At 70.2% G+C, this 24,968-nt stretch carries 19 protein-coding genes and 1 riboswitch; of the genes, 6 read left to right on the top strand and 13 right to left on the bottom strand.

Features of this window, described 5'->3' with window-relative positions; translation table 11 throughout:
* Positions 1-3: 3 nt before the first annotated feature.
* The 8 genes from ACFWY5_RS41095 to ACFWY5_RS41060 form a co-directional block, all read right to left on the bottom strand.
* On the bottom strand, positions 4-1,026 hold the full coding sequence (locus ACFWY5_RS41095) for an LLM class F420-dependent oxidoreductase (protein ID WP_379638060.1): 1,023 nt from the start codon (positions 1,024-1,026) through the stop codon (positions 4-6).
* A 19-nt stretch (positions 1,027-1,045) separates the two neighbouring features.
* Positions 1,046-2,197: a YcaO-like family protein gene (locus ACFWY5_RS41090; protein ID WP_379638059.1), complete on the bottom strand. Its 1,152-nt coding sequence runs from the start codon at positions 2,195-2,197 to the stop codon at positions 1,046-1,048.
* A 242-nt stretch (positions 2,198-2,439) separates the two neighbouring features.
* Positions 2,440-3,015 carry a (2Fe-2S)-binding protein gene (locus ACFWY5_RS41085; protein ID WP_379638058.1) on the bottom strand — a complete coding sequence of 192 codons (576 nt, stop codon included), beginning with the start codon at positions 3,013-3,015 and terminating at the stop codon, positions 2,440-2,442.
* A gap of 298 nt (positions 3,016-3,313) precedes the next feature.
* Positions 3,314-3,437: riboswitch (cobalamin riboswitch) on the bottom strand.
* Between the two features lie 25 nt (positions 3,438-3,462).
* Positions 3,463-5,187, bottom strand: a complete 1,725-nt coding sequence (locus ACFWY5_RS41080; RefSeq protein ID WP_379638057.1) for an ABC transporter ATP-binding protein — start codon at positions 5,185-5,187, stop codon at positions 3,463-3,465.
* Positions 5,187-6,896, bottom strand: coding sequence for an ABC transporter ATP-binding protein (locus ACFWY5_RS41075; RefSeq protein ID WP_379638056.1), 1,710 nt, complete (start codon positions 6,894-6,896; stop codon positions 5,187-5,189). The genes ACFWY5_RS41080 and ACFWY5_RS41075 overlap by 1 nt, the downstream gene beginning before the upstream one ends.
* Positions 6,893-7,645: an ABC transporter ATP-binding protein gene (locus ACFWY5_RS41070; RefSeq protein ID WP_379611070.1), complete on the bottom strand. Its 753-nt coding sequence runs from the start codon at positions 7,643-7,645 to the stop codon at positions 6,893-6,895. The genes ACFWY5_RS41075 and ACFWY5_RS41070 overlap by 4 nt, the downstream gene beginning before the upstream one ends.
* Positions 7,642-8,646: a FecCD family ABC transporter permease gene (locus ACFWY5_RS41065; RefSeq protein WP_379638055.1), complete on the bottom strand. Its 1,005-nt coding sequence runs from the start codon at positions 8,644-8,646 to the stop codon at positions 7,642-7,644. The genes ACFWY5_RS41070 and ACFWY5_RS41065 overlap by 4 nt, the downstream gene beginning before the upstream one ends.
* Positions 8,646-9,632, bottom strand: coding sequence for an ABC transporter substrate-binding protein (locus ACFWY5_RS41060; protein WP_379638054.1), 987 nt, complete (start codon positions 9,630-9,632; stop codon positions 8,646-8,648). Before ACFWY5_RS41060 ends, ACFWY5_RS41065 begins: the two co-directional genes overlap by 1 nt.
* 155 nt (positions 9,633-9,787) lie before the next feature.
* Between ACFWY5_RS41060 and ACFWY5_RS41055 the strand changes: the two genes are divergently transcribed.
* Positions 9,788-10,387 (top strand): superoxide dismutase, encoded by a 600-nt coding sequence (locus ACFWY5_RS41055; protein ID WP_379611066.1) that lies wholly within the window; start codon positions 9,788-9,790, stop codon positions 10,385-10,387.
* 5 nt (positions 10,388-10,392) lie between these two features.
* On the top strand, positions 10,393-10,896 hold the full coding sequence (locus ACFWY5_RS41050; RefSeq protein ID WP_379638053.1) for a GNAT family N-acetyltransferase: 504 nt from the start codon (positions 10,393-10,395) through the stop codon (positions 10,894-10,896).
* A 465-nt stretch (positions 10,897-11,361) separates the two neighbouring features.
* Here ACFWY5_RS41050 and ACFWY5_RS41045 read toward each other — a convergent pair whose 3' ends face one another.
* Positions 11,362-14,865 (bottom strand): NACHT domain-containing protein, encoded by a 3,504-nt coding sequence (locus ACFWY5_RS41045; RefSeq protein ID WP_379611062.1) that lies wholly within the window; start codon positions 14,863-14,865, stop codon positions 11,362-11,364.
* A gap of 194 nt (positions 14,866-15,059) precedes the next feature.
* Here ACFWY5_RS41045 and ACFWY5_RS41040 point away from each other — a divergent pair, with 194 nt between their 5' ends.
* Both ACFWY5_RS41040 and ACFWY5_RS41035 read left to right on the top strand, forming a co-directional pair.
* Entirely contained in the window at positions 15,060-16,040 is a 981-nt protein-coding gene (locus tag ACFWY5_RS41040) for a helix-turn-helix domain-containing protein (RefSeq protein ID WP_379611061.1), read from the top strand.
* Between the two features lie 4 nt (positions 16,041-16,044).
* A complete protein-coding gene (locus ACFWY5_RS41035; RefSeq protein ID WP_379638052.1) occupies positions 16,045-16,971 on the top strand; it encodes a hypothetical protein in 927 nt (308 codons plus the stop codon).
* Here ACFWY5_RS41035 and ACFWY5_RS41030 read toward each other — a convergent pair.
* From ACFWY5_RS41030 to ACFWY5_RS41020, 3 genes are read right to left on the bottom strand one after another with little or no spacing between them, the layout of a single operon-like run.
* Positions 16,952-17,908, bottom strand: a complete 957-nt coding sequence (locus ACFWY5_RS41030; RefSeq protein WP_379638051.1) for a TolB family protein — start codon at positions 17,906-17,908, stop codon at positions 16,952-16,954. The two genes, ACFWY5_RS41035 and ACFWY5_RS41030, sit on opposite strands and share 20 nt — an antisense overlap.
* Positions 17,905-19,149 (bottom strand): MFS transporter, encoded by a 1,245-nt coding sequence (locus ACFWY5_RS41025; protein WP_379638050.1) that lies wholly within the window; start codon positions 19,147-19,149, stop codon positions 17,905-17,907. Before ACFWY5_RS41025 ends, ACFWY5_RS41030 begins: the two co-directional genes overlap by 4 nt.
* Before the next feature lie 55 nt (positions 19,150-19,204).
* Positions 19,205-21,667 carry a proprotein convertase P-domain-containing protein gene (locus ACFWY5_RS41020; RefSeq protein WP_379638049.1) on the bottom strand — a complete coding sequence of 821 codons (2,463 nt, stop codon included), beginning with the start codon at positions 21,665-21,667 and terminating at the stop codon, positions 19,205-19,207.
* 510 nt (positions 21,668-22,177) lie between these two features.
* Between ACFWY5_RS41020 and ACFWY5_RS41015 the strand changes: the two genes are divergently transcribed.
* On the top strand, positions 22,178-23,542 hold the full coding sequence (locus ACFWY5_RS41015; RefSeq protein ID WP_379638048.1) for a S8 family serine peptidase: 1,365 nt from the start codon (positions 22,178-22,180) through the stop codon (positions 23,540-23,542).
* Here ACFWY5_RS41015 and ACFWY5_RS41010 read toward each other — a convergent pair.
* A complete protein-coding gene (locus ACFWY5_RS41010) occupies positions 23,532-23,822 on the bottom strand; it encodes a response regulator transcription factor (RefSeq protein ID WP_379611140.1) in 291 nt (96 codons plus the stop codon). The genes ACFWY5_RS41015 and ACFWY5_RS41010 overlap by 11 nt on opposite strands.
* A gap of 452 nt (positions 23,823-24,274) precedes the next feature.
* Here ACFWY5_RS41010 and ACFWY5_RS41005 point away from each other — a divergent pair, with 452 nt between their 5' ends.
* A complete protein-coding gene (locus tag ACFWY5_RS41005; protein WP_379611054.1) occupies positions 24,275-24,778 on the top strand; it encodes a hypothetical protein in 504 nt (167 codons plus the stop codon).
* The last annotated feature ends 190 nt before the right edge of the window (positions 24,779-24,968 follow it).

Raw genomic sequence — 24,968 nt, 5'->3', positions numbered from 1 at the left:
GTCTCACAGCACGGCCCGTGCCGCTTCCAGGAGGGCCGGGTCGCGATCGAGCAGGATGACCGTGTCCACCCGCGACTCCCGCCACACGGCAAGCCGCTCGGTCATGGCCTCGATCGGGCCGATCAAGGCCACCTCGTCGAGCAGCCGGTCGGGCACCGCGGCCGTGGCGGCGTCACGGTCGCCGGCGGCGAAGTGCTTGCGGATGTCGTGGGCCGCGCCCTCGTACCCCATCTGGACGACGACGTCGGCGTAGGTGTTGCGCACGCCCGGTGAAGCCGCACCGATCAGATGGGCGTAGAGCGGACGTAACCGCTCCCTGCCCGCCTCGACGGTTGCCGCGTGCGCGACGTACAGAATGGGGCAGATCTTCACCTCTCCGGCCGTGCGACCGGCCTTGGCGATGCCCGCGTCCAGCGGAGCCAGGATGGCGGCCTCGTGCTCGGGCGCGTACATCCCCGACAGCCACCCGTCGGCGAGCTCACCGGTGAGCGCCAGGTTGCCGGGCCCGATGGCCGCCAGATACAGCGGGATGCGCGGGCGGAGCGGGGTCATCTCCGAGCGAACCGGCCGCGCCCGCCCCGTCGAGCCCGCCCCGGTGTACGGCAGGCGGTACAGCTCCCCGGCGTACTCCACCCGATCCTCGCGCGCGATCGCCTTGCGCACGATCTCGACGTACTCGCGGGTGCGGCGCAGCGGCCGGTCGTACGGCAGGCCGTGCCAGCCCTCCACGATCCACGGCACCGACAGCCCGAGGCCGAGCTGGAACCGGCCATGCGACAGCACGTCCAGCGTCATGGCGGTCATGGCCGTGGCGGCCGGAGTGCGGGCCGGGATCTGCATGATCGCGGTGCCCAGCTCGATGCGCTCGGTCACGGCGGCGAGGTAGCCGAGCACGCTGACGGCGTCAGGTCCGTACTCCTCCACGCTCCACACGGAGTCGACGCCGATGCTCTCGGCGTGCCGGATCGTCGGCAGCACCTCCTCCATCGGCTCGCCGCCGTAGCCCATCGCAAGTCCGAGCCGCATGTCTTGTCTCCTCCTGGGTTCACGCGAAGGGCAGGGGAACCGGGGTCAGATCTGATGACGGCGGGATCCGGGTCCCGCCGAGAAAGGGGAACGCGGCCGGGGCGTTGCACAACAGCCCGGGCACGATGACCCGGGCGACATGCAGGTCCGTGCCCGGGACGGTGAGGTCCACGGCGTAGGCCCGGAAGCTCGCCTCACCCGTGGCGGGCGATCCTGCCGGGTGGCGCAGCCGGTCGAGCGTCTCGCCCTGCAGGCGTTCGTCCAGGTAGAGCTGGACGTGCAGGCGCACGTCGTTGACCGAACGCCAGCCGCGCCGCAGGTCGTCGAGGTAGCGGCGGTCGGCGCGGCGCGGCAGGTACGGCGGCCCGGGGTCCACGCGCAGCAGCGCGCGTCCGGTCTCGTAGGTGCCGATGGCTTCGGTGAACGCCTTGGCGGCGGCCTCCTCGATGGTGTCCCGGCAGGCGCTGCCGAAGCCCACGACTCCGCGCTCGCGATCCTCGGCGAAGACCCCCGCGACGATCGCCCCGAACTCCGATGGAATCTCCAGCAGCGTGACCCTCAGCCCGGATTCCGCCGCTTCTTCCATCGCTGCGGCCAGCGGGCCTGTCCCGGGCGCCGGCAGCGGGGCGGCTTCGTGGCGGCCGGCCCACCAGAGCGTGACCGCGTCACGTTCCAGCACTTCACGCAGGGCCGCCCGCCTCGCCCGCTCCCGCGTCGGGCCGGCTGCGGTTCCGGCCAGGACCGGATAGTTCGTGTACGGCTCGCCGCGGCGTGGGCCGGTGAAGTAGTTGACGTAGGCCAGCGAGGCGGGCACCAGGACCCGCTCCCCCGAGGTCAGGTCCTCGGCGGGCACCCAGGCGATCTCCAGCTCCCTGGTCATCGGGACGAACGGAAAGCCCTTGGCCGCGTACTGGGCGGGTGAGTAGAGGGCGAAGTCCCGGGGGTCGAGCGCGGGTTCGGCGAGGTCGCGGTGGGCGGCCCTGATCAGGTCGTCGGGCACCTGGTTGGCGCAGTGGCGTTCGACCGCCTCACCGATCGCGGCCAGACGAGCCGCGTCGTCGTCACCGAGGGCCGCGCCGCCGGTCACCTCCGTCCCTTGAACAGCGGTGTACGAGACCATGCCGGCGACGACGGGGTGTAGTGGCCGGTCCCGGCGCACTTCGCGGATCATGAGCAAGACCTTCCTGGGTGTGCCGGGACCGGGGAAATCAGGTCTTACTCGTCGTCGTCCTCACGCCACTCGAACGGCGAGTCCACCGCGGGGGTGTGGGACTTCAGGCAGGTCTGGGGGTCATCGGGTTCGGCGAAACCGTGGTGCGCCATGTGCGTCCTCCTTCGGTGTTCTGCACGCATTGTGCAGTTGCGAACTCTTCGCGAGAACTTTAGGCACAGGCCCGTCGGGATTTCAAGAATTCATGTGTCCAGCAGCGCGCAGTCGCCGCATTTATCGCCGTCCGGCACCCGGTAATAGAGACAGCACGTGGTGCGCCGGAATGCGAGTTCCGGTGAGGTGAGGGAGCCTTTCCCGGCCAGCCCTCCCATGGCCAGCAGCCGGTTCACCAGCCGGGTGGCCGAAACAGCCAGCTCCGGCCGGGCACTCGCGACGGCGCGTCCGGCTTCGGCCACGGCCGAGGCGGCGTTGCCGTACAGCAGGCCGGAGGCGACCTTCACCCGCAGGCCGCGCGCGAACGGTTCGAGGTGGCCACGCACCACCATGTCATAGAGCAGGGCGGTGACCTGCTCTTCCGTGCCGGCACGCCAGCCGGCGAGCGTGGGAAGCCGCAGGCGGGCGTCGGCGTCGGCGCGGTCGAGCCGGGTCAGGTCGGGGATCACTCCGTGGGTGAGCACAGCGCCCACGACGGGCGACCAGAGGCGGGCCGCGTGGCTCAGCTGAGCGATGGAGGCGCCGATGCGCAGCTCACGGGTGCCGTACTTGGAGGCGGTGGCCGCGACCAGGTCGGCGAATCCACCCGCGTAATCGGAGGCCACGTCATGCCATCCCGCGGGGTCGCCGCCAAGATGCGGAGCGAAGAACGAACCGAATTCGGTTATTTCCTCAAGTGCGCTGCGGACGGACTTTTCCGGCGCCGCTTCCATAGTTCCAGGCTCCATTCTCAAAAAGGGCATGACTAAATGGGCCGGACGGCGAATCCGGCAGTTTTTTGGAGAGGTCAGGAACTACTCACGGCGGGACCGAGCGGTCGGCGGCGCGCCATCGTCGTTCAGGCACCATGGCCTGCTCCTCTCCGGGGAGATCCGCCCCAGTTCGTCGAGGAGGCGAGCGCGTGAGTCTCCTGGCTCTCGGGTCGATGCTCGTCCCCGCCTTCCCACCCCGGAAGGTGGTGGCGTTGAGGGGATCCGCTCGCCGATCACAGTGGCGGGACCGCGCCGGAGTCGCACCGGCTTCCTCAGTCCGCGCTCGCCTTTACCCGGCCATCATGACACGGATCCGGTCAGTTGGGCCGATATGAGGCGGGTGTAGGCGCCGTCGCGGGCCAGCAGCTCCTCGTGGGTGCCGGTCTCGGCGACGCGGCCCGATTCGAGCACCACGATGCGGTCGGCGGTCAGGATGGTCGACAGCCGGTGCGCGATGACCAACGTGGTCCGGTCACGGCGGACGGAGGCCATGGCGGCGGCGACCTCCTGCTCGCTTTCGGTGTCGAGGTTGGAGACGGCTTCGTCCATGATGAGGATGGGCGCGTCCTTGAGGATGGCCCGGGCGATGGCGATGCGCTGGCGCTGGCCGCCGGACAGGCGGGTGCCGAGTTCGCCGGGCAGGGTGTCGTAGCCGTCGGGCAGGCCGGTGACGAACTCGTGGGCCTGGGCGGCCGTGGCGGCGGCGATGACCTCCTCAAGGGTGGCGTCGGGGCGGCCGAGGCGGATGTTGTCGGCCAGCGGGATGTTGAACAGGTAGACGTCCTGAGGCACCAGGGTGATGCGGCGGCGCAGATCGTCCTGGGGGAAGTCGCGGATGTCGTGGCCGCCGATGGTGATCGATCCGGAGGTCACGTCCCACAGGCGCATCAGGAGGCTGGCGCAGGTGGACTTGCCGGCGCCGGAGTGGCCGACGAGCGCGACGGTCTGGCCGGGTCCGAGGGCGAAGGTGACGCCGGTCGCCGCCTCGGGGAGGGCGAGGCCGTACCGGAAGGTGACGTCGGTGAAAACCACGTGAGGAGCGATGGGGCCGGGCGGCGGCGCGCTGACGCGGTCGGTGACCGGGGCCGGGGTGTCGAGGAGCGTCATGATGCGGGCGCCGGCGGCGGTGACGAGGTTGAGGTCGCGGGCGACGTCGGTGACGGCGACGACGGGGGCGAAGGTGGCGGCCGACAGAACGACGGCGACGGGAAAGAGCAGGGGCTGCAGGGAGCCGGCCGTTACGAGGAAGGCGGCGGTGAGCAGGACGGCCAGCAGGCCGAAGGTGGCCAGGGCGTTGGTGGCGGCGTGTTCGAGGCCGGAGCGGCGACCGTGGGCGAGTTTGGCGGCGAGCAGGAGTTCGTCCTGTACGGCAAGGCGGTCGAGCTGGCGCTCACCGGCGCCGGAGGTGATGAGCTCGCGCAGGCCCTGGAGGGTGTCGACGGCTTCGGCGTTGAGTTCGCCTACCCGGGCGCGGAGTTCGGCGCCCTGGGCTTCGGCGCGTCGGCGCAGCCACCTGGGAACGAAAGCCAGCAGCACCAGCGCGGGCGCCAGCGCGAGGGCCAGGGCCGGGTGGAAGACGCCGAGGGCGGCGAGCGCGGCGACAGGCACGGTGGCGGCGCTGACCAGCGGGCTGAGCGTGTGGGCGAACCACAGCTCCAGCTGCTCGACGTCGGAGATCGCGGTGGCGCCGAGGTCTCCGGAGCGGCGTTCCAGCAGGTAGCCGGGCGCCAGGCGGTCGAAGGCGGCGTAGACCCGGCCGCGCACGTCGGACAGCACGCGGAAGGCGGCCACATGCGCGAGGTAGGACTCCAGCCAGGGAGTGAGGGCGAGCAGCGGCAGGAGCAGGCCGAGGGCGATGAGGCCACCGCGCAGCTCGCCGGGCGTGGCCCCGGTGATGGCTCGGCTGACCACCCATGCTCCGACACCCGCCGAGGCCAGCATCACGACGTGGTGGGCGATGCCGCTGACGACGGCGGCGACCAGCAGCGGCCGGTGCGGGCCGAGCAGGCGCAGCAGGGCGAACATCAGACGGATCCTTCCTGGGCGGCGACCAGGCGGGCATAGGCGCCGCGCCGGTCGAGCAATGTTCGATGGTCGCCTTCCTCGACGATGCGGCCGTCGGCCATGACGATGACCCGGTCGGCGTCGCGGACCGTGGACAGCCGGTGCGCGATCATCAGGGTCGTGCGGCCGCCGGCCAGCGTGTCGAGGGCTTGCTGGATGCCGGATTCGTTGGCGGCGTCGACGCTGGAGGTGGCCTCGTCCAGGACGAGGATGGGGGCGTTCTTCAGCAGGGCGCGGGCGATGGCGATGCGCTGGCGTTCGCCGCCGGAGAGTTTGAGGCCGCGTTCGCCGACGATGGTGTCCAGGCCTTGGGGCAGGTCGTGGACGAAGCCGGCGCGGGCCGCGCCGATGGCCGCGTCGAGTTCGGCGTCGCCGGCGGCCGGTCGGGCCAGGGTGAGGTTGTGCCGGACGGTGCCGTGGAAGAGGTAGGTGTCCTGGGAGACGACGGCGACGAGCGAGCGCAGCTCGTCCAGGGGCAGGTCATGGATGTCGGTGCCGCCGACCGTGATGCGGCCGCAGGTGGCGTCGAAGAAGCGCAGCAAGAGCGCGGCCACGGTGGTCTTGCCGGCACCGGAGCGGCCGACGAGCGCGACCCGCTCCCCCGGCTCGATCTCCAGGGTGAAGTGGTCGAGGGCGGGGCGGTCGCGTTCGCGGTAGGTGAGGCTGACGTCGTGGAAGGCGACCGCGGGCGGTCCCGAGCACGCCGTCGACGAACCCTGCTCCTGCGCCGGGGTGTCCAGTACCTCGAAGACCGCCCGCAGGGACGGGACGGCGTTGTAGCTAGAGTGATAGGCCGCCTCGAGCTCCTTCAGCGGCCGGAAACATTCGGCGGTCAGCATGAGCACCAGCAGCAGCCCGGTCACCGTCAGCTCGCCCGCGGCCAGCCGCAGCGCGCCAACGCCCAGCGCCACCGCCGTGCCGAGGCCGATGACGAAGGCGACGCCGCCCAGGTAGAGGACGACGATCGCCATCAGCCGGATGGAGTCGCGGCAGAACGCCTCGGCCAGCCTGGCCAGCTCGCTGCCGCGCCGGCCGCTGGCGTTGAACGCCTTCAGCGTGCCCATGCCTTGCAACGCGTCGAGGTTCTCCGCGTACAACCCCTTGTACCCGCGGAACCAGGCGTCGTTGCGGTTCCTGAGCACCCGGTCGGAGGCCAGGGGCAGCACGGGCATCAGGACGGCGCAGGCCAGCACCACGATTCCGATGACCGGGTCGAGAGTGAACAGGAACGCGGTCACGCCGACGGCCCCGATCAGCGCGGCGGCCAGTTGCGGCAGGAACCGGCCGAGGTAGGCGTCCGCGGTCTCGATCCCGTCGACCAGCGAGCTCTGGGTCGCACCGGTCCTGCCCTGCTGCGCCCAGCCGGGTCCGAGCGTCAGCAGCTTGGCGGTCAGCCGCCGCCGCAGCTCCTTCTTGATCCCGGCCGTGGCCCGCAGCGCCGCCACCTCTCGTACGGCCAGCGCCAGACTGCGCCCGAGCTGCAGCACGACGATCCCGGCGACGGGCCAGCCGATCGCGGCCACGCCGTCACCGGCGAAGATCCGGGCCAGGCAGTGGGCGACGAGCACGCCCTGGCCGACGTAGGTCGCGGTGATGGCCAGCAACAGCCCCACCACCCCGGCCAGGCGTAGCCGGACCTGCGCTGACAGGCTCAGCAGCCGAGAGATCACTGCTCCTCCTTGAGCTCGAAGACGAGCTGGGTCCGCTGTACGGCACGCACGCCGTACACCTGGGAGATGCGCTCCGGCGTCAGCACGTCGTCCGGAGGGCCGCCGGCCAGGACGCGACCCGCGTCCATGAGGTACAGGCGGTCGCAGTAGGCGGCGGCCTGGTTGAGGTCGTGCAGGGCGGCCAGCGTGGCGACGCCCAGGCCGCGGACCAGGCGGAGGATCTCCAGCTGGTGGCGGATGTCGAGATGGGAGGTGGGCTCGTCCAGCAGGAGCAGGCGGGATCGCTGGGCCAGGGCGCGGGCCAGGAGCACGCGTTGTTTCTCGCCGCCGGACAGGGTCCCGTAGAGGCGGCCGGTGAGATGGGTCGCGGCGACGCGTTCGAGCGCCTGGGCGCAGATGAGCTCGTCGGCCTTGGTGGTGCGGTCGAGGGGGCGTTGGTGCGGGGTGCGGCCGAGGGCGACCATCTCGGCGACGGTGAAGTCCAGCTCCGTGGGGGCTTCCTGGGCGACGACCGCCGTGCGCCTGGCCGACTCGCGCGGCGGCAGCCGTACCACGTCGTCGCCTTCGACGGCGATGAGGCCGGCGTGTGGGCGGACGGCGCGGTAGACGGCGCGCAGGAGGGTGGACTTTCCGCAGCCGTTGGGGCCGAGCAGGCCGACGAACTCGCCGGGGCCGACCTCCAGGTCGGCTGCGTGGACGATCGGGCGGCCGTCGAGCCGGATGGCGACGCCGTTGAGGAGCAGGGTCATCCGCGCCTCCGCAGCAGCCAGAGGAAGAAGGGAACGCCGAAGACGGCGGTGACGATGCTGAGGGCCAGCTCCTGGGGCGCGGCGACGGTGCGGGCGGCGATGTCGACGAGCTGGAGGAAGAGCGCGCCGAGCAGTGCGGAGACGAGCAGGACGCGACGGTGGTCGGCGCCGACGAGCAGGCGGGCGGCGTGCGGGACGATGAGGCCGACGAAGGCGACGGCGCCGCTCGTGGCCACCAGGACGCCGACCAGCAGCGAGGTCAGCACGAACAGGCGGGCGCGTAGGGCGGTGACGCTGACGCCGAGGGAGACGGCGCTGTCCTCACCGGAGCTCAAGGCGTTGAGCGGGCGGTGCTGGACGAGCAGGTACGCGATGCCGGCGAGCAGGACGGCGGCAGGGATCGGCAGCATGTGCCAGCGGGCACCGCCGAGGCTGCCCAGCAGCCAAAACAGCACCTGCTGAGCGGCCCGGCCGCTGTGCGCCTGTTGCAGCACGTAGCTGTAGACGGCCTGGAACAGGTAGGCCAGGGCGACTCCGGCCAGCACCAGGCGGGCGGGGGTGATCCGGCCGGAGCGCTGCGCCAGCACGTACACCAGCATGAGGGCGAGCAGCGCGCCGAGGAAGGCCGCCACCGACAGCGGCAACCCGCCGAGCGCCGAGGCGCCGAAGATCAGGACCAGGACCGCGCCCAGTGAGGCGCCGGAGGAGACGCCGAGCAGGAACGGGTCGGCCAGCGGGTTGCGCACCAGGGCCTGCAGCACCGCGCCGACGACCGCGAGCCCGGCGCCGACCAGGAGTGCCAGCAACGCTCTGGGCAGGCGGAACTCCCAGACGATCTGCGCTTGCGCGGGTGTCCAGGAGGGGACGGCCGCGCCGGGGATCAGGCGGTCGGCGACGATGCCCCAGACCTGGGCCGGGCCGACGTGCACCGCGCCGATGCTGACGGCGGCCAGCGTGGAGCAGACGACGGCCAGCGCCAGCAGGGGGGCGACGACCCTCATCAGGCGAAGGCTTCGGAGTGCAGGAACCTGGCGATGTCGGCGATGGCGAGGATGTTGCGGTAGCCGGGGTGCTGGGCGGCGGCCGGTAAGGCCAGGAAGCGCTTGCCGCGGGCGGCGGGGCTGTTCTTGGCGATGGCGAACGCCTCGTCGGCCTTGGCGGTGGCGGCGGGCATCTTCTCACCGGACAGCACGGCGTAGTCGCAGACCAGCAGCGCGTCGGGCGCGGCGGCGGCGATCTTCTCGGCGCTCACCTCGGTGTAGTCGCCCTTGACGTCGGCCAGGACGTTCTGACCACCCGCGAGTGTGATCATCTGGTTGGTGAGCCCGGCTCCGCCGTAGGCGTTGACCGGCCCCTTGCCGCCGTCGGTGGCCAATACCTTGACCTTGGGCAGGGCGCCGACCTTCGTGGTGACCTCGGCCAGCTTGGCGCGCAGCTCGGTGATCAGCTTGTCGGCCCGCTCGGGCACGCCGAAGATGGCGCCAAGGTTGCGCAGGTCGGTGAAGGTGTCCTCGATCGTGAACTCCAGGGTCGTCGCCGCGTCGCACCAGCCGCCCAGGATGTAGACCGGGGTGCCGGCCGCGCCGAGCTCGTCCACGGTCGCGTACCCGCCGGAGGCGTCGAAGCTGGTCATCGTGTTGTCCAGGACGAAGTCGGCGCCCTGGGCGAGCATGACCTCCTTCTGCGGCAGCATGATCGACGGCGAGATCTCGGGGATCTTGTCGTACAGCTCCTTATGGCCGGGCAGGAAGGCGCTCTCGGAGAAGTCGGTACGGCCGGCCACCCGGTCCTGCAGGCCCAGGGCGAACAGGGTCTCCAGCGCGGGCTGGTAACCGGTGACGACTTTGGCCGGAGGCTTGTCGAAGGTCAGCTTGCGCCCGCAGTTCTCGACGGTGACGGCGGCGGCTTCGGGTGCCGCGGGCCGTTCGGGCGGGGACGCGCAGGCCGTGAGGATCAGCACCGACATCAGGACAGGAAGCAGCCTCATGACCGATGACTCCTTGCGAGGGGATCGCAGATGCGAATAAGTGGCAAGTTAGGCGGCTCGTGGCGGTGGGTCAAGGGTCGGTCACAGATGGCCGCTAATTGCCGTATTAGGGTTGTTGCGAATTACTCGCAACTACAGGTCCGAGGGGATACACGATGGGTCAGTACACGCTGCCCGACATGCCGTACGACTACGCGGCGCTGGAGCCCGCCATCACCGGCGAGATCCTGGAGCTCCACCACGCCAAACACCACGCCGCCTACGTCAAGGGCGCCAACGACACCCTCGACCGGCTGGCGGAGGCCCGGGACAAGGGCGAGTTCGGTGGCCTGGTGGGGCTGGAGAAGACGTACGCGTTCAACCTGTCCGGTCACGTGCTGCACACGATCTTCTGGCAGAACCTCTCTCCCGACGGCGGCGACCGCCCCGACGGCGAGCTCGGAGACGCCATCACCGAGCACTTCGGCTCCTTCGAGGCCTTCCAGAAGCAGCTCACCACCGCGACCGCAACCGTGCAGGGCTCCGGCTGGGGCGTGCTGGCGTGGGAGCCGCTCGGCCGCCGCCTGGTCGTCGAGCAGGTCTACGACCACCACGGCAACGTCGGCATGAACACCACCCCGCTGCTGGTGTTCGACGCGTGGGAGCACGCCTACTACCTGCAGTACCGCAACGTCCGCCCGGACTACGTGCAGAAGCTGTGGGGCCTGATCAACTGGGACGACGTCATCACCCGCTACAACGCGGCCAAGGGCTGACCCCCGTGAGCGGCGCGCGGCCCCGGGTCGGTCTCGTGGCCGCCGGCGAGATCGCGCGCCACCTCACTTCGGTGGCCGACGTCGGCGGGCGCAGCTTCACCCGGGCGCCCTGGCACGAGCCGTACGCGGCGGCAAGATCCGTCGCGGCCCGCCTGCTCTCGGACAGCGCGCGTCCCGGCTTCGTCCTGGCGCTCGCGCTCGGCGAGGATGAGGACGAGGAGGTGTACGGCTTCGCCTACGGCTACTCCTGCTCCTCTCTGGCGGTGCTGGCGGGCCGGGTGGCGGGCGACGACTTCACCCTCAAGGAGCTCGCGGTGCTGCCGGAGCGGTGCGGGATGCGGTACGGCGCGGCGCTTCACGACACGATCGTCGCCGCGGCAGGCGTCCGGCTGAAATGGCTGTCCACACATCCGCACGCGCGGGCGGCGCTCGGCCTGTACCGCAGCCGGGGCTGGCAGGTGGTCGGCCGGCCCGGGACGGAGCGCGTAGTCATGCGAAGGTCCGTTTGAGAACCTTGCTGCGGCAACGCGGTGTCGATCCCGAGAAACTCGCCCTCTACTCCCTCCGCCCAGAACGCGGCCAAGGCTTCCCCCTTCGTTCCCATCACCCCTCATTTGGAGATTCGAGTCAGCCGTCTCGCCACGAGTCCAATGAGCGGCCGGTGCCCGATCCAGCAGGGCGATGTCGGACTCGGTGTTGCGCTCCAGATACCGGCGTAGCGCCACCGCACAGAGCTGATGCTTGCCGGCGCCGGCGTTGTAGAGGTCCTGCGCGGAAGTGGAGGCCTACCCACGAGCCCAGAAGGCCTCCGGCACCGTCGAACTCCCCGCGGCACGCCAACGGCGCCGCCGGGGCGAAAATCGAGGCCCTGGGCGCGCGCGTTGTGGATGAGACGCCGCTGCGGCCCGCCAGCATGGCGACCACCATCAGGAAGGGCGGCATCGTGACCGATGGGCCCGTGACCCCATCTCACCTCACCCGTCGACGGTGTCCGGCGTGATGACCGAGTCGTAGTCGTAGGGCTCGTAGTCGACGACCACGTTGCGCAGGCTGTCGATGGCGTCGGGGTTGGCCAGCGGGCTGCCGCGCAGGCTGACGTGCTGGAGGTCCGGCAGGTCGCGCAGCGCGAGGAGACTGTGCAGGCGGGTGCAGTCGTCCAGCCGCAGCCGCCTGAGAGAGCGCAACCCGGTGAGGAAGTCGAGGTGCTCGATGCGGGAGCCGCTGAGGTCAAGCTCCGTCAGGTGGACGAGGTTCGCGATCCCGCCGCACCCGCTCAGCTCCCGGCAGCCGGTCAGCGCGAGTTTACGCAGGTACGTCAGGCCGGAAAGGCAGGTGAGATCCATCAGATTCTCGACCTCCTCCGCGTGGAGACTCAGCAGCCGCGGAGAGTTCGTGAGCGTCATGAGGTCGGCGGCGAGCACCGTTCCGGTCAACTTCAGGCTCCGCAGCCTCTCGCCGCCGGGAAGCTCGAACGTCTCGCGGCCGAATCCGGCCAGGCGCAACTCCAGCCGTTGCAGGTTCTCGCACTCCTCCAGAGCCGACGTCTTCGAGACACCTTCGCGCGTGAGGGCGCGCAGCGTGGTCAGCGCGGGCATCTCGCGGCAGAAGCTCAGAGAGCCGACCTTGCATCCGTTGATCGACAGAGTGCGTAGGTCACGGAGCGCGCGCAGAGCGGCGAAGCCCCGCGCGTTCACGCATCCGTCGAGAATGAGGATGCGCAGTTTGCGCAGGTCGGCCAGCGGCGCCAGATCTGTCAGCTTGTTGCAGCCGTCGAGGTGGAGTTCCTCGAGGCCGGTGAGGGCACGCAGCCGGTTCACGCCCGGGACGCCGCGGAGACTGAGCCTGCGCAGCGCCGTCAGCTTCTCGATCCCGGCCAGCGAGACCGGGCCCTTGTGCTTGCCGCAGTCGAGCTGGACCAGCTTGGACAGTCCGCGCCAGGAAGCGAGGCTGAGCGCGCCCTGCCCGACCGCCACGTCCAGGGCGGTCAGCTCGGTCAGACGGCCCACATGGCCGAGCAACGCCTCCGAGCGCACGTGTACGACGACCCCGGCGAGGCTCATGCGGGACAGCACCCGGTCCACGTACTCCCCGATCTCGAACCGTTCGCCGCAGGCCACGATCTCGTCGACCACTCGCTGTTCCCGTGCCAGCGGCGCATAACGGGCGATGACCTCGAGCCCCTCATCCCCGCCCAGCACCGCCGCCGCGTGCACGCAGGCCTCCTGGGTCGGTGGCGGCTCGCCGGTGAACCGGGTCAGCCACCTGACCATGCCCTCGCTACCGCCGATCAGTTCCGCCTCTTCGATCGTGCGGGGCGGTAGCACGTCGGTCAGCGCCGCGCCCGCCCGCTCCGCGATGGCCGTGGTCACGCGCCGGCCGGTCGAGATGCACTCGGCGGCGAGAAGAAGCAGGACGCGGCGCCGGTCATCGGCGGCCTCGTCGGCCGCGTCCAGGATTCCGCCGACCAGGCGGCTGGCCGACGGCCGGTCCAGCTCTGCGGCGGCGAAGGCGATCACCCTGTGCCAGCCGTCGTCGGTGATGTGCCGGGTGAGGTCACCGGTTCGGCCGGCGTGGGCGTACCCCAGCGCGGTCAGGTACTCCTGGAAGCTGCGGTGGGCGAACTCGGCCACCCCGGCGCTCGTCTCCCGGAAGACGATGGTCCGGTTGACGAGGATCTTCATCACGTCTCTGGCGCCGATCGTCACGTTCATCATGCCGGGCAGGCACTCCTTGACGATCTCCAGCACGGTCTTCTCCGGCAGCCGTAGCTCGGGCCGTTCGGCAGGGGTGAGCGCGCCGGGCGTTTTCACCGTCGGGCGCGGCTGTTCCCGCAGGCGCAGGTCCTCCATACGGACGCGGATCGCGGAATGCTCGCTCAGGTGGCAGGCCACTGCTTCGAGGAGGTCGAGGCGGTCCTGCTCGTTGAGCTCCAGGCCCACTCCGCGCGGGGCGCGTGCTCGCTCCCGTTTCCAGGCCAGGGCGCTGATGACCTTGTTGTAGAGCTCGCTACGGCTGCTCGGCGCAGTGTCGGAGAGGTTGTCGGCGTAGAAGGCGCAAAGCATGGCGCACAGCAGCGGCGTCTCGGCGATCTCCCGGACGGTGATCCTTCTGCGGAGGTCCCGCAGAAGGTCCTGGCGCCTGTCGCGGAAGTAGTCGCGGCGTTCCTGCGTCTCGAACAGGAGAAAGGAGTCGAACCACGCGTTGACGCACAGGATGATGCGGCCGTCGTCCATGGGATGGAGCCGCAGCGGCGAGAAGCGGTTCCCGGCGAACCACGACATGTTCGCGCCCTCAGGACGGGAGGTGACCACGTACCGCACGTCCGGATACTCGTCGAGAAGCTTCTCCAGCCAGGAGGAGAAGTCGCTGCGATGCAGTTCGGACAGCTCGTCGAGGCCGTCGAGGATCACCAGCGCCTTGCCCGACTCCAGGGTGGAGGTGATCCAGCCGGTCGGCACGTCCTTGCGCCGGTGCGAGGCCGCCTTGATCAGGTCGTCCCGCGTCGGGTAGATGTGCTCGGAGCCGGAGAACACGTTTCTGAGCTGCACGACGAACGGGATGAGACCGTTCCAGACCCGCAGCACCGGCGGGAAGGAGTGCCGGGCCGCGCACACCGCCAGCCACTGGCTGATGGTGGTCTTGCCCGACCCCGCCGTGCCGACGATGAGGATGCGGTTGGAGCGCGTGGAATTCTTGACGATCTGGGCGATGCGCTCGTCCACGGGACCGGCACGCGCGTTCTCCTCCTCGGCCGTCAGCGTGATGTAGGCGATCTCGATCGGCTGTCTCTTGAGCTCCATCGGCAGGTCGAGGCCGAACAACTCCATGTTCTTGTACGTGTGGATGATGTCGGCCAGGTAGAGAGCCTCGAAGGCGCTCATCTCCCGGGGCGTACGCGGGCGGAAGTGCGGCAGGATCACCCCGTTGATCGCGTCCTCGAGCAGTTCGTAGGTCCTGAGCGCCAGCACGAACGTGTCGACGGACAGTTCCGCCTGGAAGTCCGGCATGCTCTTGGCCAGGGCTACGACGTACTGACACGAAAAGTGCAGGAACCACTCGCCGTAATCGTGTGCGCCGCTCGACAGGTGGGCCCGCCGCCAGTGCCTGCGCGCCTCCGGCCGCAGCGGCGCGGCGATCTCCTCCACGTCGAACCTGCTCTTGGCCAGGGCCGAGCGGTCCAGCCGCGCCGACTCGAGGGCCCGGCAGACGCCGTCGACGGCCAGGTCACGCTCGGCGGCGTCGAGGTTCCTGAACTCCACCTGCTCGAAGCGGCGCAGCCGTTCCACCAGCAGGTCCCGTGCCTCCGTCAGCCGGTGCTCGAAGGTGTCGCGCGCCCTGCGCTCATCCTGTCTGGTGAAGACCAGGTTCGCCATGTCGGAGATGCCCTGGGCCCGCGTGGCGGCGCCGGGAAACAGCACCCGGAAGACCGAGAGCATGATCTGGTTGGCGAGCCGCTTGTTGCGATCGTCGACGGCCATGGACACCTCGTGCGGTCCCGGGCATCCAATCGTCCCACGGGCGCAGGGCCTCACCAAGGGGAACGGACACGCACGGACAGCCGCTCCCCGACCCACCCTTGCGTCACCGGCTTGCCGGCGCTCATCCCATCCCCAAACCCGCGTTGTACTGCAGACTCCTAGGAAGGGGTCATCCGGCTGTCTATAGTGACGGAGTGGAACAGAGTGATCTGCGCCATCAACTCCTGCTCTTAGGCCTGCGGGCTGAAACTGCCCAGGTCTACGAGCGGCTGCTCTGGGTCCAGCAGGCGAGTGAGGGGGAGCTGGCCGCGGCACTGCGCATGCGCCATGAGGCCGTGCGCGTCGCGCTGAAGGACCTGATCGCCTGGGGTCTGGTCGCCCGGCACGACATCCATGGCGCCGACAGGGTGGTGCGCGCGGTTGTTCCGGAAACCGGGCTGGAGGCGCTGGTTCATCGGCACCAGGCCGACCTGGAGCAGGCGAGGATCGCCGTGAGCCAGGCGTTCGAGACACACCGCAGATCCGCGCGTAAGGCCGACGTCGAATCGCCGGTCGAAGTGGTCACCGGCGCGGCGGTCAAGGTTCGCATCAGGCAGCTTGTGAACAGTGCCCGGCACGAGATCCGCCGGCTCGACCGGCCGCCGCATCTGTTCGGCGCCGCCAACAGGACCGAGATCGAGCAGCTCGGCCGCGGGATGCACTACCGGGTGGTCTACTCACGTGAGTGTCTCGAGCTGTCCGGCTATCTGGAGGACAACGTCAACCCCTGTATGGAGGCGGGCGAGCAGGCGCGGGTGACGGCCGTGCTGCCGGTCAACATGACCATCCTGGACAACGACTTGGCCTGGCTCGCCAGGCCGGCCGAGGGACCTGCGGCCGCGCTCACCATCGTCTATGCGGGAGGTCTGCTGGAGGCGCTGGTCGGGCTCTTCGAGATGTGCTGGACCACGTCGGTGCCGTTGCACCTGGCGGACGGCGGGAGCGGATCCATCAACCCTGCGGATCGCAAGCTGCTCGTCCTGCTCAACGCGGGAGTGAGTGACAACAGGGCGGCGGAGACGCTGGGACTGAGCCGTCGGACCTTCTACCGCCGCCTGGAGCAGCTCATGGCGCGGACGGCCACGACCAGCCGCTTTCAGCTCGCGGCCGCGGCCGCGCACCGAGGGTGGCTGTAGCGAGATGAGGGAGGAGTTACGTGGGGCGCTGGCGAACGGTCCGTTCAGCGCGGCGTTACGGCTGGCCGTACAGGAGAGCGGGCTGAGCCTCGACCGCCTCCAGCACCACCTGCGTGAGCAGGGTCTCTCGGTCAGCAGGACCGCGCTGAGCTATTGGCAGTCCGGGCGTACTCAGCCGGAGCGAGCCGACTCGATTCGTGCGGTGCACGTGCTGGAGGAGGTGCTCGCCGTACCGGCGGATTCGCTGGTCGGGCTGCTCGGCCCGCCTCGGCCCAGAGGCCGGTGGATCGGGCAGCAGGCCGCGGCCGCGCGAAGGCCCGACCAGAGCTGGGCCAGACCCGAGGGGCTGCGGCGCGTGCTGGCCCAGGTCGAGGCCACTCCCGACGACCTCTCTCAGCTGGTACGGCTGCGCCACAGCATGCTGGTTCAGCTCGACGCACACCGGCAGATCCGCACGATCACCGAGCAGGTGGTGGTACGCGCCCGCGCGGCGCAGGTGGGCCGGGACCTGATGGTGCATCGCTACTACATGGCGGGTGCGCAGGGCCCGGTCGTCGAGCGCGCCCGCGGCTGGCGCCCCGGCAGGATCAGGAGCGACCATGAGACGGGCTTCGAGGTGCACGAGATGATCCTGGACCGGGTGCTGCCCGAGGGCGGGATGGCGGTGATGGAGTACACGCTCGCCTTCCCACCCGGACACCTTGACCCCTATGCGAGCTTTCGGGTGGAACCCGGCATGCGCGAGCTGACCATGGAGGTCGAGTTCGACAGGGCGGCGCGGCCTGCGAAATGTCGGGCTTGTTTTCAGCCGTCGATCGATCGCCCGCGGCCGACCGGCGATGAGCTGTGGATCGGTGGCACGCTGGTCGCCGCCCACATCGTGTTCGACCCGGAGCCCGGGATCCACAGCATCATCTGGGAGTGGGACTGACCAGCGCCGGTGAGGTGGCGTCGGCGCGCAGCAGACGGGGTGCGTCGCTGCCGTCGGCCGGTACGGCGAACAGCGAGGGGCGCTCGCCGCGGACCGGCCGCGCGTACGCGACCGTGCCGTTGTCGAGCCAGGCCGCCTGATCGTCGATGTCGGCTCGCTCGGCGAGCGGGATCTCCTTGCCGCTCGCGAGTTCGAATACGTGGAGCCGCCACCGGTCGCCGACCCGCTTCTTGAATGCCAGGCGGGTGCCGTCAGGAGAGAGCGAGGGGCACTCCACGCCTGGCCGTATGGCGGTGAGCACCTGGCTGGACAGCCGGCCACGCATCAGCCAGATTCGCCCGGCCGAGCGCATCGTGACGTAGAAGGTTTCGTCGTCGGCGAAGGTCACGCCCCAGAAGTTACGATCCTCTCGCGTGTACGGCCGGCCGTTCACGACCACGGGGAAGTCCTCGAGCGAGCCGTGGTGCGCGCCGGTCACGGTGTCGTAGATGCCGGTGGTGGTGGCGAAGGCGCCGGGATCGTAGGAGTCGCCGGTGCGAAAGACGGTCCAGGCGGCCAGCCGCCCGCTGGGTGAGACCCGGGCCCGGCTGGGCGTGCCGTCGATGTGGATCGGCTCGGCCGTCGGCTTGCCGCTTCGCAGGATCACCGCCTCGAATCCGGCGGGTATGGCGACAGGACGCAGGCAGATGGTGGTCCCGCCCGCGGTGTGGGATCGCAGGCAGCTCGGCCCGCGGCGAACCGCGGTGGCGCCCGGCCTGCTGAGCGGTACGTCCGCCAGGGTGCGGCCGCCGTCAAGGAAGACCAGCAGGGGCTGCCTCGGCGCCGCGGCGGGCGGTTCGACCGGGCGGTCATCGCCTCTGATCGCCCAGGCGACGTAGCCCCCACCGGCCAGGAGGATGGCGGCGATCGTGGCGATCGCGATGAGGATGCGTCTCATGTGCCCGACCTCCAGGCGGCGAGCAGGGTCGACAGCAGGAGCGTGGCGCCGATCAGGAAGCACCAGCGCAGGTCGAGTCCGGTGGCCAGGAACCCGAAGCCGATCGCTCCTGCCATGCGGGCCAACGCCTGCCCGGTCTGGGTGACGGCCAGGCCGGTGGCGCGCAGGTGTGCGGGGAGCATGCCGGCGAGGTGGGCCATCAGCACGCCGTCGGTCGAGGCGTAGAACAGGCCGTGCAGCAGGAGGGCGGCGGCGACAGTGTCCGGATGGGCCACGAAAAGGTACGACAGTGCGAGAAGCACGTGGCCCATCAGGAAGATCCGCCATCCGCCGACCTTGTCGGCCAGCCTGCCCAGCGGGACCGCGGCGGCCAGGAAGACCAGCGAGGTGACCAGAGGGAGAAGAGGCAGCGCGGAGGCCGGGAGCCCGGCTTGGCGCTGCACCGCGACGAAAAGGATCGCGTCGCCCGCGGTCGCCAGGCCGAGGAGAGACGCGAAGAGCGTCACCCGGCGTAGTGGGCGCTCGGCCAGCAGGCGCAGCCCCTCACGCAAACCGGCTCCTGCTCGTGCGGCTTGTCGTCCGGGCGGGTGAGTCTCCGCCGGTGCGGCCGGCCGTACCGGATGATTTCGCACGAAGGCGGCGAGGATCACGATGCCGACCAGCGCCAGGCAGAAGCTGACGACGAACACCGCGTCGTAGGCGTCGCCGACCGCGCCCACCAGCGCGAAAACCGCGATAGGGCCTAGTAGCGCGCCGGCGGTGTCCAAGGCCCTGTGCACCCCGAAGGCGGCGCCGAGCAGCCGCGGCGGGGTGGCAGCGGCGATGAGGGCGTCACGCGGGGCGGCACGCAGCCCTTTGCCGGCCCTGTCCACCGCGATCGCCGCGCCGATCCCACCGAGCGCGCCGCCTGCCAGCGGGAAGGCCAGCTTGCTCAGCGCCGACAGGCCGTAGCCGCACAACGCCACCGCCTTGGGCCGCGACCACCGATCGGCCAGGTGGCCGCCGGCCACGCGCAGCAGCGCGCTCGCGCCGGTGTAGAGGCCGTCGAGCAGGCCGAGCTGAAGCAGGCCCGTACCCAGCCCGTACATCAGGTACATGGGCAGAAACGCGGCCACCATCTCCGCTGACACGTCGGTGAAGAAGCTGACCAGGCCGAGCGCGAACACCGTCGCGGGCAGGCCGCCCACGCGTAGCCGCCGCCGGGGTCCCGTGGAGGACACGTACGTCGAGGACAGATACACAGCACACCTCCGGGAAGGGGTGCGGGGCCGATGCGCCCCGCACCCCGCGGGTCGGCTAGAAGGTCAGGCTCCACGCGGTCAGGACGCCGTTGTCCTGCGCGAGGGTGTCCTTGACGCGTAACCGCCACGTCCCGTTGGCCATCACCGATGAGGCGTCCACGGTGGTGACGATGGCCACGTCGGCGCCGTCTTCCTTGTTGCGTGCCGCCTTGAGCGGGAAGACACGCCCGTCGGGGGCGACCAGCTCCACCGCGAGATCGCCACGGTAGGGGTGGGTGATCCGCGCCGTGACGCGCAGCGCGGCGGGGGCGTTGCCCTCGCGGCCGGTGACCTCGATGGGGCTCTCCACCGTGGCCTGGTCCGCGACGGGCACGTCGGTGTCGTTACTGAACGTCGCCCCGCCCGAGGTCGCCGATGTGACGCTCACGTCGTCGACGGCCGCCTCGATGAGGCTGGCCGTGCCGGTGTCGGCCGCTTCGACGAGGATCCGCACGCTCTGTCCCGCGAGGGACGACAGGTCCGCGGTGATCGGCGACCACGCGCCGTCGAGGTCGGTGGATGCGGTGCCGAGCCTTTCCAGGACCGTGACGGTGGTCGAGCCGATCACCTTGATCCGCAGGTAGTCGCCGGTGGAGGAGTTGTCCCGGTGTGCGAAGGTGTAGGACAGCTTCAGCGTGGAGGCGCCGGAAGGCAGTTGGATCGCGGGTGACCGCACGCTCGTGACGCCGCCGTCGACGTCGTGCGCGCCCGGCCCCGACCCGGCCAGCCTGCCGGTGACCAGCACGTTGGCGCCGCTGACCGCGTTGCCGAGTTGCTTGATGCCGGATTCGGCGGTCTCCTCGGGGTCGCCGCGCTCCCATCGTCCGCTGGTGGCGGTGTCGGTGCCCGCGGGGTTGACGGTCCAGCCGTTGTCCTGCTCGAAGTCATCGGCGAAGACCGGAGGGACCCCGATCACCAGCCGGACGGTGGTGGTACGGGTGATCGTGCCGGACGTCCCGGTCACGGTCAGCGTGTGAGTGCCCGTCGGGGTGGACTGCGCCACCGAGATGTTGAGGGCGGCGCCGGCCGTACCTCCATTCGCGACCGTCACCGATGACGGCGACAGGCTCGCGGTCACACCGGACGGCGCGGCGACCGTCAGGTTGGTGGTGCCCGAGAATCCATTGACGCTGGCCACGCTGACTCTGGAGCTGCCGGATGCGCCGGGCGCGACGGTGAGTGTGGCCGGGTCGGCGCTCATCGTGAAGCCAGGTTCGGTCGAGCCGGCCTTGTGGCAGGTGGCCGAGCCGGAGTCGGTGAAGGTACGGCCGGCGATCGGCACGAAGTCGAACTTGTAGCCGGTGGCCGAGAGCGTCAGCTTGAGCACACCGTGCGTGTTGGCGTTCTTGGCCTGGAGGTTGGCGGGGTTGCTCGAGCTGAGGCCATAGAAGCTCCTGCCACCGGTGCCGACCAGGATCTCTCTGATGCCGTCCGCCTTGGCGTTGCCTTGGTGGTCCTGAAGGGCCCAGCGCTGATAGTTGTGGTCGTGACCGGCCAGCATCAGGTCGGCCTTGTGGTCGTACAACGCCTTCCACAGCGGGCGGGTGCCGGTGGAGGGGCTGTGGTTGCCGACGTTGTAGAGCGGGTGGTGCAGGTACGCGGCCGTGCACGGCTTGGTGTTGGCGGCCAGATCCTCGCGTAGCCACTGCTCCTGGGCCGAACCCGCGCTCATCGAGATGTTGCTGTTGAGGGCGATGAAGTGCCAGTCGCCGATGTCCCAGCTGTAGTAGCCCTTCCCGCGGGCTCCCGCACGCGCTCCGAAGTAGTCGAAGTATCCGGCGGCGCCGCTGGTGTTGTACTCGTGGTTGCCCGGCGTGGGGTAGGTCTTGCCGAAGAAGGGGCCCCAGGTGCGATGGTAGGCGCCGCGGTACTCGCTGAGGGTGCCGCTGTCGTAGGCGTTGTCGCCGGTGGTGAAGACGGCCGCCGGGTTGATGGCGGTGATCAATTTGCCGGTTTCCGCGCAGGCGCTGCCGCAGATATCGCCCGCGCCCGCGACAACCACCTCAGCCGACTCGAGCGGCTGGGTGCCGGTCTGGACGCCGTCCACGGCGTACGTGCTGGCCGGGTCGGCGAAATGCGGCTTGACCTTGACACACTCGCCGGGGAACGCGCGGGTCGTGAAGGCCCGGCCGTGCCATTGGCGGCCGGCGAAACGGAAGCTGCCGCCTTTCGCGCCGATGATGGTCAGGTTGTCGTCGCCGCGCAGATCCAGCTCGGTGAAGCGCAGGCGCAGCCAGGTGGCACCGCGGCCGCACACCTCGCGCGCCGTCGTGCCCGATGCCGACGCAGGCCGGAGGACCGTGCCGGCCTCCGCCAGTTGCGGCACGTGGCCGGCCTTGACTGGTACGGGTACGGCTTGCGCGGGTGCCGTCGCGGGGATGCGGGACTCGGCTTGCGCGGTGCCCGCGCCGAGCGCCACCAGCATCACCAGGCATGTCGCGCCGGCCACGAGCCGGCGCCGATGCTTGTGATGAATCACGGAATGGGTCCTCTCGGATGGGGGGTGTGACTCCGTAGGCCCACGGCGGTACGGAAACTACCCGCCGTGACAGCCGCGTCAATGGCGCGTGACCTCATTCAGTGAATGCCGCGACCAGCCTGGATGCCCTTCGCCGAGGTGAGGCCGGGGCCCTGGCCGGCTCAACACTGGCCGTTCCGTGATTTGACGCCTCCGGCATGGGGCAACTGGACCCGATTTATCCGGATTTATCCAGATTAAATTCATTGATTGTGGCGCATTAGTGCCAGCGGCACTGGATGTCCCACAAGTGCGGTCTTTGGCGCGACGTTGTGGCCATGAGACGACGCATCCTCACCCTGGCCTTACGCGCGACGAGCGCCCTCGGCCTGGCCGTGGCCGCGGCAGCCGTACCATCTGGCGTCGCCCACGCGGATCCACCACCGGGCTGGCTCGTCGCGGCCGACCCCGCCGTGGCCATCCCCGACCGGTACATCGTCATCCTCAAGAGCACCGGGGATCTGCGGCGGCGTGCCACCGGTGGCCAGGCGGCTGGCCGAGCGCTACGGCGGCCGGGTCGAGCGTACCTACACCACCGCCGTCACGGGCTTCTCCGCCGCGATGAGCGAGCGGGACGCGCGGCGCCTGGCGGCCGACCCCGCGGTCGCCCACATTGAGCAGGACCAGATGACGACCGTCGCCGACCGCCAGGACAACCCGCCGAGCTGGGGCCTGGACCGCATCGATCAGCCCGACCTGCCGCTGTCGCGCTCCTACACCTATGCGGGCACGGCCCAAGGGGTCCGCGCCTACATGATCGACACCGGCATCCGGATCAGCCATGCCGACTTCGGCGGCAGAGCCACATACGGGCGCGACCTCTACGACGGCGACGACGTGGCGAGCGACTGCAACGGCCACGGCACCCACGTCGCCGGCACCATCGGTGGAACCCTGCACGGGGTGGCCAAGAAGACGTCGCTGATCGCCGTGCGCGTGCTGGGCTGCGATGGCAGGGGGCCCGGCTCCGGCGTCCTGTCGGGGGTGGACTGGATCGCGGCCAACGGCACCGCGCCCGCGGTGGTCAACGTCAGCGTGAAGCCCGCGGTCAGCTCGGCGCTGACCACCGCGATCCAGTCCTCGATCCGCCGCGGCTACACCTACGTCGCGGCCGCGGCGAACGACAACGCCGACGCATGCGGAGTCGGACCTCCTTCCGTGCCTGAGGTGATCACGGCGGGTGCGGCGAACTCCGACGACAGCCGGCGCAGCACCTCCAACTGGGGACGTTGCCTGGACCTGTTCGCCCCGGGAGGCGGCATCACCTCGGCCTGGCACACCTCCGACAACGCGACGAACACCATCAGCGGCACCTCGATGGCCTCGCCCCACGTGGCCGGCGCCGCCGCGCTGCTCCTAAGTGCCCATCCGGGCATCACGCCCGCGCAGATTCAGGAGTCCCTTGTGAGTTCCGCGATCACCGGCAAGGTGACCAACGCCGGTTCCGGATCGCCCAACCGGCTGTTGCACATCCCTCCCGCGACGCCGTCCTGCGGGCCGTTCACCGACGACCAAGGCGCCGAACTACCCGACCGCGCGACCGTCGAACGCAGTTTGGAGGTGACGGGCTGTGCGGGGAACGGTTCCACCACCTCCAAGGTCTCGGTCAACATCCGGCACAGCTACCGCGGTGACCTGGTCCTTGACCTGATCGCTCCGGACGGCACGGTCTACTCGCTCAAAGGCGCCGGCCCGGACGACTCCGCCGCGGACCTGGTCGCCGACTTCCCCGTCGACCTGAGCGCGGAGACCAGGAGCGGAACGTGGCGGCTGAGGGTGCGCGACGCCTACAAGGGAGACGCCGGAACCCTCACGTCCTGGAGCCTCACCCTCTGACCGGCGCGAGCCTGTGAAGGGACTGGACGTACCTTCGGGGGTTGAACAGGCCTGCTCGGTGGGCTTGGGCCGCCGCCTCCGTTCTCGTGGCGACGCTGAGTTTGGTGAGGATTCTGGCCACGTGGGTGGCGACGGTGTTGGGGGCGATGAAGAGGTCCTTGGCGATCTGGGGGTTGGAGCGGCCGAGGGTGAGCAGGCGTAGGACGTCCAGTTCGCGGCTGGTGAGGTTGAAGGGGCTCGCGGGGGTGGTGGTCGCCTCGCCGAGGCGGCCGCGGGCGATGAGATCATCGATGCGGGCCAGGAGTGGGGTCGTGGACGATCACCCGGGCCTCGTCCCATCGGCCCAGGAAGATCAAGGAGAAGGCGCGTGCAGCGGCGAGCATGCTGCCGCGAGATCGGGCCGGGCCGGGCCGTGCGGCTGCCTCCTGCCCGGCCCGGGCCGATTCCAGGCGCCCTGCGGTGCCGTCAAGCTGGGCCGATACCAGCTTCTCCGACCGTCATCCCCGGATCTCATCCGCGCTGCGTCCGGGCTGACGACTCCGCCGACCTCACCCATCTCTCGTCCCGAGTGTGTTTGAGCCGACGCCGCGGGGTAGAGCTCCACACTTGCGAAACCGGTAGCGACACCGAAGGGAGCGCGATACCCGCGCATCCACCCCGGACGCGCATACCCGGACATGTCCCTGACTCACTGGTCATCCTGGCTCGACCCTCGACCACCAGGAGGAACTGATGCTCGAACAGAAGCGAGACCCGTTCAGGCGACTCGCTCCCGCCGCCGCAGGCACCCTGCTGCTGTCCGCGGCTGTCATCGGCCTGGCACCGGCACCGGCCGCCGCACACAGCCTGTCTGCGGCTGTGCGCTCCTCGCAGGGATGCGGTTGGTCATCCGGCGGCTACAAGGTTCAGGATTCACGATCCGTCGTCAACCGCAAGGGCACCCGGTACGGCACGGTGTACCTGCTGTGGAGCAGCAGGTACGGGCAGAACTGCGTGGTGACGCTCAAGTCGGCCTGGCATGGCAGGGCGACCTTCACCCAGGCCGCGCTCTTCTACCGAAGTTCCGGCAGCGGCGCCGAGGGCGTCGAGGAGGACGACGGACGCTACCGCCACTACGCCGCGGCCAAGCAGAACACCGCCGGGCAGTGCGTCAGGTTCTACGGCGCCATCAGCAGCGGCGGCCACGGCGGACCCCTGGCTCAGGGCGCCCGCAACGGCTGGGGCAATTGCCGCTGACGCCGTCGGTGTCGGTGTCGGTGTCGGTGTCGGGCGTACTGTCCGCCCTCACCCATGACTGGAGAAACTCACCCGAAACCGCGCCCGCGTCGGCGTCGCCGGGGGGGGGCCACAGGCCCCCACCGCCCCGGCGCCGGGGCATCGCGCCGAGCGACCCCCCCACGGCCCGGCGCTACCACCACACAAAGGG

It is taken from the genome of Nonomuraea sp. NPDC059007 (assembly GCF_042740555.1).
Taxonomy (GTDB): domain Bacteria; phylum Actinomycetota; class Actinomycetes; order Streptosporangiales; family Streptosporangiaceae; genus Nonomuraea.
The sequence above is the reverse complement of the archived record's forward strand: the minus strand, read 5'-3'. Positions and strand labels throughout refer to the sequence as shown.

Bases quoted from the DNA above. Each gene is read 5' to 3' on its own strand.
- ACFWY5_RS41060 (WP_379638054.1), bottom strand. From the start codon at position 9,632: ATGAGGCTGCTTCCTGTCCTGATGTCGGTGCTGATCCTCACGGCCTGC.
- ACFWY5_RS41005 (WP_379611054.1), top strand. From the start codon at position 24,275: ATGCTCGAACAGAAGCGAGACCCGTTCAGGCGACTCGCTCCCGCCGCC.
- ACFWY5_RS41070 (WP_379611070.1), bottom strand. From the start codon at position 7,645: ATGACCCTGCTCCTCAACGGCGTCGCCATCCGGCTCGACGGCCGCCCG.
- ACFWY5_RS41055 (WP_379611066.1), top strand. From the start codon at position 9,788: ATGGGTCAGTACACGCTGCCCGACATGCCGTACGACTACGCGGCGCTG.
- ACFWY5_RS41080 (WP_379638057.1), bottom strand. From the start codon at position 5,187: ATGTTCGCCCTGCTGCGCCTGCTCGGCCCGCACCGGCCGCTGCTGGTC.
- ACFWY5_RS41045 (WP_379611062.1), bottom strand. From the start codon at position 14,865: ATGGCCGTCGACGATCGCAACAAGCGGCTCGCCAACCAGATCATGCTC.
- ACFWY5_RS41090 (WP_379638059.1), bottom strand. From the start codon at position 2,197: ATGATCCGCGAAGTGCGCCGGGACCGGCCACTACACCCCGTCGTCGCC.
- ACFWY5_RS41035 (WP_379638052.1), top strand. From the start codon at position 16,045: ATGAGGGAGGAGTTACGTGGGGCGCTGGCGAACGGTCCGTTCAGCGCG.
- ACFWY5_RS41095 (WP_379638060.1), bottom strand. From the start codon at position 1,026: ATGCGGCTCGGACTTGCGATGGGCTACGGCGGCGAGCCGATGGAGGAG.
- ACFWY5_RS41065 (WP_379638055.1), bottom strand. From the start codon at position 8,646: ATGAGGGTCGTCGCCCCCCTGCTGGCGCTGGCCGTCGTCTGCTCCACG.
- ACFWY5_RS41030 (WP_379638051.1), bottom strand. From the start codon at position 17,908: ATGAGACGCATCCTCATCGCGATCGCCACGATCGCCGCCATCCTCCTG.